This window comes from Xanthomonas sp. LMG 12459 (assembly GCF_009192905.1).
In the GTDB taxonomy this organism is placed as follows: Bacteria; Pseudomonadota; Gammaproteobacteria; order Xanthomonadales; family Xanthomonadaceae; genus Xanthomonas_A; species Xanthomonas_A sontii.
Genome location: NZ_NSGT01000011.1, coordinates 24,493 through 34,787, shown reverse-complemented (window position 1 = coordinate 34,787; position 10,295 = coordinate 24,493). Strand labels below are relative to the sequence as shown.

Below are 10,295 nucleotides of genomic sequence, written 5' to 3'. Positions count from 1 at the left end.
GTAGGGTCGTCGGGAGCGTCAGATGTGTATACGAGACGGTGCGTGTGCCGACCTTGCCGCTGGCATAGCCGGTCTGGCCGTCGGTGAGGGTGCGGTGGATCGGCTTGACGTCGGTGTGGTTGGCGCCGTAGCTGGCTTCCAGCGCGCCGCTGTCCGGGTCGTCGTCGAGGATCACGTTGATCACCCCGGCCACCGCGTCGGAGCCGTACTGCGCGCCGGCGCCGTCGCGCAGCACTTCGATGCGCTTGATCGCGCTGATCGGGATGGCGTTGAAGTCCACCGGGGTGGTGCCCTTGCCGATCTTGCTGTCGGTGTTGACCAAGGCCGAGGTGTGGCGGCGCTTGCCGTTGACCAGCACCAGCACCTGGTCGGGCGAGAGCCCACGCAGCTGTGCGGCGCGCACGTGGTCGGCACCGCCGGAGTTGGACTGGCGCGGGAAGTTGAAGGACGGCAGCAGCGCCTGCAGCGCGCTGCCGAGTTCGCCGTTGACCACGCCGGCCTTGCGGATGTCCTCGGCGCTGAGCACGTCCACCGGGGCGGTGGATTCGAGCACGGTGCGGCCGCTGGCGCGGGTGCCGGTGACGATCACCGTGTCCAGATTGGTCGCGGTGGTCGGGGCGGCGTCCTGGGCGAACGCGGGGGCCGCCAGGGCCAGGGCGATGGCCAGGCTCAGCGGCCTGACGAACGGGGACGACATGGGGGTTCTCTCCTGAAACGATGACCATCGAGACCGGCCGCGCCGGCCATGGCGGCGACTGGGGTCGGCAAAGGTTGCTGCATCCATCCGGATGAAGCGATATATTAGCTCGACGTTAAGGCGATGTGCGAGCCGTGTGTTCGGTGCCGTCGGGCATGAGCTCATGCCCGGCGGTTATCCGGCCCGGTCCGTACCTGGCCTACGATCGTGTGTTGCCTGCCCCTTCCGACCGAGACCTTGCCGATGCTCTTGCGTGCCCCGTTGATCGCCGTCCTCCTGGCCCTGAGCGCCTGCGCCAGCGTCGCTCCGTCTGCGCCCACCGCGCCGAGCAAGGTCAGCGCGACCATGCAGGGCGATGCGGCGCGGCCGGCACAGGCCGGCGGCTGGGTGCGCAGCGAGCTGTACTTCGGTGTGGGCGAGGAGAGCGGCCCGGCCGACCGTCCGCAGGCCGAGCCGATCAGCGAGGCGCGCTGGCGCGCGTTCCTGGACAAGGAAGTGACGCCGCGCTTTCCCGACGGCCTGACCGTGTTCGATGCCTACGGCCAGTGGCTGTTCCGCGGCGCCAAGGAGCCGAACCGGCTCAACACCAAGGTGCTGGTGATCCTGCACGAGGACACCCCGCAGCGCCGCGCCGACATCGAGGCGATCCGGCTGGCGTGGAAGCAGGCCACCGGGCACCAGTCGGTGCTGTGGGCGCGGCAGGCGGTGGACGTGTCGTTTTGACCGCGGGGATTGGGGAGTGGGGATGACCAGCCGTTCGGCTGTGGAAAGCGGGGATTCGCAAAAGCGGACCGCTGCAGTGAGTGCGGGGCCGTTCGTGATTCGGCCTGGTGATCTTGACGATCCGGCGGTGCGTGGGTTGCTGGAGTACCACGTGCAGCAGATGCATGCGCAGTCGCCGCCGGAAAGCGTGTATGCGCTGGATGTTTCCGGTCTGCGGCGCACCGACGTGCGGGTGTGGAGCCTGTGGCGCGACGATGCGCTGGCCGCGGTCGGTGCGCTGCGGGTGCTTGGCGAGGGCGGTGGCGAACTGAAGTCGATGCGCACGCATCCGGCGTTCCTGCGCCAGGGCGCGGCCGCGGCGCTGCTCGACCATCTGATCGCGGTCGCCCGCGCCGAAGGCCTGCAGCGGCTGAGCCTGGAAACCGGCAGCGGCGCGGCGTTCGCGCCGGCGCTGGCGTTGTATCGCCGGCGCGGCTTCCGCAACGGGCCGGCGTTCGGCGACTACGTGCCGAGCGCGTTCAACCAGTTCCTGCATCTGCCGCTGTAGCTACCGCGGCGCGCCGTCGCCGGAAAACGGCATCCTGCGCGTGCACCGATCCGACGGTGCCGCTTGCCCTTACCATCCCTCGACCCCCAACGCCGCCACTGCCCGCATGTCCACTCCCGCTCCTGTCTCGCCGCGTCCGCGTTGGTTCGTCGCCGGCGACCTCAACGGCTTCTTCGGCCTGGTGGTCGACAACCTGTCGATCCTCGGCTTCATCACCCTGGCGCTGGTCGGCCTGTTCCAGTTCCCCGTCGAGGTCATCTACACCCGGATGATTCCCGGCACCGCCTTCGGCGTGCTGGTCGGCAACCTGCTCTACACCTGGATGGCGCGGCGGCTGGCCGTGCGCAGCGGGCGCAGCGACGTCACCGCGATGCCGTTGGGCCTGGATGCGCCGACCAGCATCGGCATGGCGCTGCTGGTGCTCGGCCCGGCGTTCGTGCGCTACAAGCAGCAGGGCCTGGACCCGCAGGCCGCGGCGCTGGCCACCTGGCACCTGGGCATGGCGTCGCTGGTGGTGATGGGCGCGCTGAAGACCGTGCTGTCGTTCTTCGGCGATGCGGTGACCCGCGCCTTGCCGCGCGCCGCGCTGCTCGGCTCCATCGCGGGCATCGCCATCGTGTTGATGGGCTTCCTGCCGCTGCTGGAGACGCTGCGCACGCCGCTGGTCGGGCTGGTGGTATTGGGCCTGCTGCTGTACGTGCTGATCGCCAAGGGGCGGCTGCCGTGGCGCCTGCCGGGGGTGCCGCTGGCGCTGGCGTTGGGTACCGGCCTGTACTACTGGGCCAACGCGGCCGGCTTCGGCATTCCCGGCCACCAGGCGCCGCAATGGAGCGCGCCGCAACTGGTGTTGCCGTGGCCGAGCCTGGGGTTCGTCGCCGGCCTGGCCGACACGGTGCCGCTGCTGCCGCTGTTGCTGCCGTTCGGCCTGCTGATGGTGGTCGGCGGCATCAACGTCAGCGAGAGCGCGCGTGCCGCCGGCGACGACTACCGCACCCGCGACATCCTGCTGGTCGAGGCCGGCGCGACCCTGATCGCCGGCGTCTGCGGCGGCGTCGCCCAGACCACGCCCTACATCGGCCAGCCGGCCTACAAGCACATGGGCGCGCGCAGCGGCTACACCTTGCTCACCGGCCTGTTCATCGGCCTGGGCGGCATGTTCGGGCTGGTCGCCGGCCTGGTGCAGTGGCTGCCGATGGCGGTGCTGGCGCCGATCATCGTCTACGTCGCCATCGACATCACCACCCAGGCCTTCCAGGCCACGCCCAAGCGCCACGCCGGGGCGATGGTGCTGGGCTTCCTGCCGTCGGTGGCGTACCTGCTGGCGATCAAGGCGCCGGGCTGGATTGCCCCGGAGCAGCTGGCCAAACTCACCACCACCCTGGACGGTCACGGCCTGCCCGAGCTGGCGGTGATCCTGACCCTGGGCAACGGCTTCATCATCACCGCGATGCTGTGGATCGCCGCAGTGGCGGCGATGGTGGACGGCCGCCTGCGCCGTGCCGCCGTGTTCCTGCTGGTGGCGGCCGGGCTGACCCTGTTCGGGCTGATCCACTCGGTGGACCCGCGCGGCGGCCTGTACCTGCCATGGACGCTGAGCGGCGTGCCCAAGCTGATCGCCTGGCAGTTCGTCGGCGGCTACCTGGTGCTGGCCGCGCTGCTCGGCCTGCTGTCGTTGCAGAAGCCGCGCGCGGTGCTGGTGGACTGACGGCGGCGCGACAAGCGGTGCCGGGATCGCAACGATGCACGAGAGGAGGATGGCATGAACGCTTGCCCTGGCCTGCGCATGCGTGCGCTGGCACTGCTGCTGGCACTGGGCTGGATGCCCGAGGCCGGCGCGGTGTCGTTCGATTGCAGCAAGGCAACCACGGCGGTGGAGCGACTGTTATGCACGGACAAGCGGTTGGACGCCACGGAGGAATGGCTGGCCCTGCGCTATGCGGCGCTGCGCGACGTGGTCCCCGCGGCGCAGCGGCCTGGCGTGCGCAACGCGCAGCGCGACTGGCTGGCGCAGCGCCAGAGCTGCCTGGCCGAGACCGATCCGGGGGCCTGCCTGAAACAGCGGATGGAGGCGCGGGTACGCGCGCTGGACGCCGAGTTCGCGCCGCAGGCGGCGCGCTTCGACCGCATCGTCGCCAGCATTCCCACCATGCCTGCCGCGGCGGCGGCGCAGCTGCGCGCCTACGATGGTGGTCTGGCCTCGGCCTGGCTGGTGTACCTGCATCGCTTCGTGCCGGCGGCCGGGGTGGCGGCGGCCGAAGCGCGTGCCCGGTTCGCGTCCGCTAGCACCGCCCTGCGGCAGCAGGACGGGGTATCCGCCGGGCTGCTCGACACGTCCGAGCCGAGCAGCCGACAGGCCGGGGAAGCGCGCGACCTGACCCTGTTGCGGCTATGGATCGAACGCAGCGGCTATACGCCGGATGCGGCCACGCAGCCGAATCCGCGCCCCTACGTGCATTGTTTCGTGTTCGCCGCGCAGGGCGAGGCCGCCTACGACGCCATGGGCCCGCTGTATGGCTCCAGCCGCGATCTTTCCGCGCCGATCTGCCGGCCGTTGCCCGGCCTGTTCGATCAACCCGCATGGATGCGCTTGCAGCAGGCATTCGGCAGCCTGGTGGAACGCGTCTCCGACGACGCGGGCACCATGCGCTACGCGGATTTCGCCGCATGGCGGGTGCTGTCGCTGCAGGCCACGGTGTCGCCACTGCTATTGCTGAAACAACCCAAGGGCGCCGAGCCGCCCGGCGATCCGGCCGCTGCCATCGCCGCGTGGCACGACGCGAGCGTGTGGCCGCAGGCCGATCGCAAGGCGGCACTGGCGGCCTTGCAGCCGGCGCGCGCTGCCGCGGCGCAATGGATGATCGCGCACAAGGCAATGCCGGCGGCGCAGGCCGACCGCGTCGCGGCGGTGCTGGTCGCAGCCTGGGTCGGTGCGCGCATCGCCTTTGCCGAAGGCCCGCAGGGGTAATGGTCGCGTACGCGGCGCTGGTAGGGCGCTGGCGCCTCGCGCAAGGCGTGCATCTAGGCTGAACGCCGGCCGTCCCGCGCTGGAACCGGTGCGCATTGCGGCGGTCACACCTCCATTGTCCGATGGAGATGTGCATCCCATGCAGTCGCGTCCTTCGTTCTGGCCGTGGATCCTGGTCGCCGTGCTGGTGGCCGCCGCTGCGGCATGGTTGTTCCGCGACAACATCGCCGCGCTGTGGCCCGCCGCTGCGCCCGCACCTGCCGCGGTCGCGCCGCCGCCCGCCGCGGCCGCGCCGACAACGCCTGACGCGCCTGCCGCGGCGGCAACGCCGCCGCCGATTCAGCACCCGATCGATGCCGCAGCCGCTGCCGATGCGGCGATTCCGGCGCTGGCCGCCAGCGACGATGCTGCCTGGTCTGCACTGAGCGCGCTGGCCGGCGGCGACGCACCGCTGGCGCTGCTGCTGCGCGACCACCTGATCCAGCGCCTGGTGACCATGGTCGACAACCTGACCCAGCGCCGCGTCACTGCGCGCTCCCTGGCGCTCAAGCAGGTGCCGGGCGACCTGCAGGTGAGCACCGATGCGAGCGGCGCCCGCGTCATCGCCGACACCAATGCCCAGCGCTATGCGCCCTACGTGGAGGCGTTCACCCGCGCCGATCCGGGCACGGCGGTGGCGGCCTATCGCCGCTTCTATCCGCTGTTCCAGCAGGCCTATGTGGAGCTGGGCTATCCGCAGGGCTACTTCAACGACCGCCTGGTGCAGGTGATCGACCACCTGCTGCAGACCCCGACGCCGACCGCGCCGCTCGCGGTGGAGATGGATCCGGTGCGCGGCAAGTACCGCTTCGTGGATCCGGCGCTGGAATCGCTGTCGATCGGCCAGAAGGCGCTGCTGCGCATGGGCCCGACCCAGGCCGCCGCGGTCAAGGCGCAGTTGCGTGCGGTGCGCGAAGCGCTGACGCGGACCTGAGCCAGACGCGAGGCGCGTGCCGCGTCATGCGGGCTTTTTGTTTTTGGCAGGAGCGGCCCGAGGCCACCTTGAGCCGCTCATGCGGGAAAGCGCCTATGGCCACGCCTGAAGCGTCCTTGTGGGAGGGACTTCAGTCCCGACGCGCTACACCATAGATCACCACGGCATGACGGCGGTTTTTCACCGGAAGTGGCAGGCCGATACCGGACGTCCAGCCTCGCTCAGCCATCCAACTCCGGGTAATGCCGGAAGATGCCGTTCTCGTTGAACGGCAGGCGCCGCGGCGAGGCCAGGTAGGCAGCGATGCCCGGGCGCTCGCAGACGCGCTGCTGCAGCGCGCGCAGCCGCGGCAGCTTCGGCGAGAGTTTTTTCATTGCCTGCGGGAAGGCGTAGTCCAGCCCGCTCATCAGCTGGAACAGCGACAGGTCCACGTAGGAATGCTCGCGCAGCACGTGGCGCCCGCCGCCCTGGTCCAGCACCTGTTCGAAATAGCCCAGGAACTTCGGCAACCGCTGCTTGCGCAGGTCTTCGGCGCGCCGCCGCGCTTCGGCTTGCTGGTCCTCGTAGTACAGCCCGCTGGCGATGGGGTGGTGGCTGTCGTGGACCTCGGCAACCAGGTCGGCGATGGTCAACTGCAATTGCAGGGCCTGCAGTCGCCGCGATTCGCTGTCCGGCACCAGGCCCAGCGGCGGGCCGAGGTAGTGCAGGATGTTGGCGACCTGGGCGATCACCAAGCGGCCGGCCTTGAGGAACGGCGGTGCGAACGGGCGTGCGCCGGCATGGGCGCCGTCGAGGAAGGGCTGCAGCGCCGCATCGCCCTGCTCGCGCGCCACGTCGCGATAGCCGGCGCCGGCATCCTCCAGCGCCAGCCGCACGAACTCGCCGCGGCCCTGGATGCCGGTCCAGTAGTAGAGCTCGTAGTGCATGGCGGGGCCTGTGCGTGGGGACGGGAGCGCCGAGGGTAGCCGCCGTTGCGGTAGCGGCGTGTGACTGCCCGGTGCCGGAGTGCGGCGAACGTCACGTCGCGTCGCCGCCGTCCCGCGAGGTGTATACAGACGTCGCGGACGGCCTTGAAACAGGGGCGGACAGCCGCATTTTGCTGGCATGCCGGCACGGCCGGCCCTTTCCTTCAGAGGACTTCCCGATGCGGATGGACAAGCTCACCTCGCGCTTCCAGCAGGCCCTGGCCGACGCGCAGTCGCTGGCCGTGGGCCGCGACCACACCATCATCGAACCGGTGCACGTGTTCGTGGCGCTGCTCGACCAGGCCGGCGGCAGCACCCGGCCGTTGCTGGCGCAGGCCGGCGTCAATGTGCCGGTGCTGCGCGAGCGGCTCGGCGAGGCGCTGGACAAGCTGCCCAAGGTCAGCGGCCAGCCCGGCAACGTGTCGATGGGCAACGACCTCAGTCGCCTGCTCAACCAGACCGACAAGCTGGCGCAGCAGCACAACGACCAGTTCATCGCCAGCGAGTGGTTCGTGCTGGCCGCGGCCGACGACGGCGGCCCGTTGGGCCTGGCGCTGCGCGCGGCCGGCGCCGACAAGAAGAAGCTCGAAGCCGCCATCGACAAGCTGCGCGGCGGCGAGACGGTGCAGTCGGAGAACGCCGAGGAGCAGCGCCAGGCGTTGGAGAAGTACACCATCGACCTCACCGCGCGCGCCGAGAGCGGCAAGCTCGATCCGGTGATCGGCCGCGACGAGGAAATCCGCCGCACCGTGCAGGTGCTGCAGCGGCGTACCAAGAACAACCCGGTGCTGATCGGCGAGCCCGGCGTCGGCAAGACCGCCATCGTCGAGGGCCTGGCCCAGCGCATCGTCAACGGCGAAGTGCCCGAAGGCCTGCGCGGCAAGCGCGTGCTGTCGCTGGACATGGGCGCGCTGATCGCCGGCGCCAAGTTCCGCGGCGAGTTCGAGGAGCGGCTCAAGGGCGTGCTCAACGATCTGTCCAAGAACGAGGGCCAGATCATCCTGTTCATCGACGAACTGCACACCATGGTCGGCGCCGGCAAGGCCGATGGCGCCATGGACGCGGGCAACATGCTGAAGCCGGCGCTGGCGCGCGGCGAGTTGCACTGCATCGGCGCCACCACCCTGGACGAGTACCGCAAGTACATCGAGAAGGACGCGGCGCTGGAGCGGCGCTTCCAGAAGGTGTTCGTCGGCGAGCCGAGCGTGGAGGACACCATCGCCATCCTGCGCGGGCTCAAGGAGCGCTACGCGGTGCACCACGGCGTGGAGATCACCGACCCGGCGATCGTCGCCGCGGCCACGCTGTCCAATCGCTACATCACCGACCGCCAGTTGCCGGACAAGGCCATCGACCTGATGGACGAAGCGGCCAGCCGCATCCGCATGGAGATCGACTCCAAGCCGGAGGAACTGGACCGCCTGGAGCGGCGCCTGATCCAGCTCAAGATCCAGCGCGAGATGCTGAAGAAGGAGAAGGACGAGGCCTCGCGGCAGCGCCTGGCCGACCTGGAGAGCGACATCGACAAGCTCGAGCGCGAGTTCTCCGATCTGGACGAGGTGTGGAAGTCGGAGAAGGCCGCGCTGCAGGGCGCGACCAAGATCAAGGAGCAGATCGAGCAGGCGCGCGTGGAACTGGAGGCCGCGCAGCGGCGCCAGGACTACGCCAAGATGAGCGAGATCCAGTACGGCCTGCTGCCGAACCTGGAGAAGCAGCTGGCCGCGGCCAACGAGGCCGAACAGCACGACTTCAAGCTGGTACAGGACCGCGTCACCGCCGAGGAGATCGCCGAGGTGGTGTCGCGCTGGACCGGTATCCCGGTCAACAAGATGCTCGAGGGCGAGCGCGACAAGCTGCTGCGCATGGAGGACGAACTGCACCAGCGTGTGGTCGGCCAGGAAGAGGCGATCAAGGTGGTGTCCGACGCGGTGCGCCGCTCGCGCGCCGGCCTGTCCGATCCGAACCGGCCCAGCGGCTCGTTCCTGTTCCTGGGCCCCACCGGCGTCGGCAAGACCGAGCTGTGCAAGGCGCTGGCCGAGTTCCTGTTCGACAGCAGCGACGCGATGATCCGCATCGACATGAGCGAGTTCATGGAGAAGCATTCGGTGGCGCGGCTGATCGGTGCGCCTCCGGGTTATGTCGGCTATGAGGAAGGCGGCTACCTGACCGAGGCAGTGCGGCGTCGGCCGTATTCGCTGATCCTGCTCGACGAAGTCGAGAAGGCGCACAGCGACGTGTTCAACATCCTGCTGCAGGTACTCGACGACGGCCGCCTCACCGACGGCCAGGGCCGCACCGTGGACTTCCGCAACACCGTCATCGTGATGACCTCCAACCTGGGTTCGCATCAGATCCAGGAGCTGAGCGGCGACGGCAGCGCCGAGGCCTACACGCAGATGAAGGCGGCGGTGATGGGCGTGGTGCAGGCGCACTTCCGCCCGGAGTTCATCAACCGCCTGGACGACATCGTGGTGTTCCATCCGCTGGACAAGGCGCAGATCAAGTCGATCGCGCGCATCCAACTGCATGGTCTGGAGAAGCGCCTGGCCGAGCGCGGGTTGAAGATCGAACTGGGCGACCGCGCGCTGGAGCTGCTCGGCAACGTCGGCTTCGACCCGGTGTACGGTGCGCGCCCGCTGAAGCGCGCGATCCAGGCGCAACTGGAGAACCCGCTGGCGCAGCAGATCCTGTCCGGGCAGTTCGTCAGCGGCGACACCATCAAGGTCGAGGCCGAGGGCGGCAAGCTGGTGTTCGAGAAGGCCTGATGGGTTCCATCGCGCAGGCGCGTTCCGCTGTGTCGGCGGCGCGCGCCCTGCTGGTGGACATGGACGGCGTGCTGCGGCTGTGGCCCGCCGACGATGCGGCGCTGGAGCGCGCGCACGGCGTGCCGCCGGGCAGCCTGCGCGCGGTGGCGTTCGCGTCGGCTCTGCTGGACCCAGCGATCCGTGGTGCCACCAGCGATGCGCAATGGCGCGCCGAGGTGGTCGCGCGTCTCGCCGCGCTGGCGCCCGAGGCCGACGTCGCGGCGCTGGTCGCTGCCTGGTCCGCGCCGACGGCAGCCCGCATCAACGCGTCGGTACTGGCGCTACTGCGGCAGGTGCGCCAGCGCATGTCCGTGGTGGTGCTGAGCAACGCCACCTCGCGCCTGCCGCACGACCTGCAGGCGCTCGGCATCGCCGACGCGTTCGATGCCGTGGTGAATTCGAGCGAGGTCGGTGCGATCAAACCCGAGCCGGCGATCTTCCTGCATGCACTGGCACAACTCGGGATGGCCGCGGACGAGGTGTTGTTCGTCGATGACACGGCGGTCCATGTCGAGGCCGCACGTGCCCTGGGCCTGCGCGCCGAGCGCTATGTGGATGCAGAAGCCTTGCGTGCCTGGCTGCTCGTCCATGGCGCGCTCGGCGACGACTGAGCTTGCATGC

General features: G+C 69.8%; 9 protein-coding genes. 7 read left to right on the top strand and 2 right to left on the bottom strand.

What is annotated here, in order from left to right; genetic code table 11:
• Nucleotides 1–697: TonB-dependent receptor plug domain-containing protein (locus CEK65_RS02690; RefSeq protein WP_152180689.1), on the bottom strand; the 697-nt coding region annotated here is incomplete at its 3' end.
• A gap of 243 nt (nt 698–940) precedes the next feature.
• On the opposite strand from CEK65_RS02690, the gene CEK65_RS02685 reads away from it, so the two are divergent.
• From CEK65_RS02685 to CEK65_RS02665, 5 genes are all read left to right on the top strand, one after another.
• Nucleotides 941–1,420: a DUF3574 domain-containing protein gene (locus tag CEK65_RS02685; RefSeq protein WP_152180688.1), complete on the top strand. Its 480-nt coding sequence runs from the start codon at nt 941–943 to the stop codon at nt 1,418–1,420.
• 127 nt (nt 1,421–1,547) lie between these two features.
• The gene (locus CEK65_RS02680; RefSeq protein ID WP_226980455.1) at nt 1,548–1,967 is read left to right on the top strand and encodes a GNAT family N-acetyltransferase; all 420 of its coding nucleotides are present in this window, start codon (nt 1,548–1,550) and stop codon (nt 1,965–1,967) included.
• 106 nt (nt 1,968–2,073) lie between these two features.
• Nucleotides 2,074–3,672, top strand: coding sequence for a hypothetical protein (locus tag CEK65_RS02675; RefSeq protein WP_017913449.1), 1,599 nt, complete (start codon nt 2,074–2,076; stop codon nt 3,670–3,672).
• A gap of 54 nt (nt 3,673–3,726) precedes the next feature.
• Nucleotides 3,727–4,932, top strand: a complete 1,206-nt coding sequence (locus CEK65_RS02670; protein ID WP_226980454.1) for a lysozyme inhibitor LprI family protein — start codon at nt 3,727–3,729, stop codon at nt 4,930–4,932.
• A 139-nt stretch (nt 4,933–5,071) separates the two neighbouring features.
• The gene (locus CEK65_RS02665; RefSeq protein WP_152180686.1) at nt 5,072–5,905 is read left to right on the top strand and encodes a DUF3014 domain-containing protein; all 834 of its coding nucleotides are present in this window, start codon (nt 5,072–5,074) and stop codon (nt 5,903–5,905) included.
• Nucleotides 5,906–6,126: 221 nt separating this feature from the next.
• Here CEK65_RS02665 and CEK65_RS02660 read toward each other — a convergent pair whose 3' ends face one another.
• On the bottom strand, nt 6,127–6,831 hold the full coding sequence (locus CEK65_RS02660; protein ID WP_152180685.1) for a glutathione S-transferase: 705 nt from the start codon (nt 6,829–6,831) through the stop codon (nt 6,127–6,129).
• A 218-nt stretch (nt 6,832–7,049) separates the two neighbouring features.
• On the opposite strand from CEK65_RS02660, the gene clpB reads away from it, so the two are divergent.
• Together clpB and CEK65_RS02650 are read left to right on the top strand one after the other, a co-directional pair.
• Nucleotides 7,050–9,635 carry an ATP-dependent chaperone ClpB gene (gene clpB, locus CEK65_RS02655; RefSeq protein WP_026143553.1) on the top strand — a complete coding sequence of 862 codons (2,586 nt, stop codon included), beginning with the start codon at nt 7,050–7,052 and terminating at the stop codon, nt 9,633–9,635.
• The gene (locus CEK65_RS02650) at nt 9,635–10,285 is read left to right on the top strand and encodes an HAD-IA family hydrolase (RefSeq protein ID WP_152180684.1); all 651 of its coding nucleotides are present in this window, start codon (nt 9,635–9,637) and stop codon (nt 10,283–10,285) included. The genes clpB and CEK65_RS02650 overlap by 1 nt, the downstream gene beginning before the upstream one ends.
• The last annotated feature ends 10 nt before the right edge of the window (nt 10,286–10,295 follow it).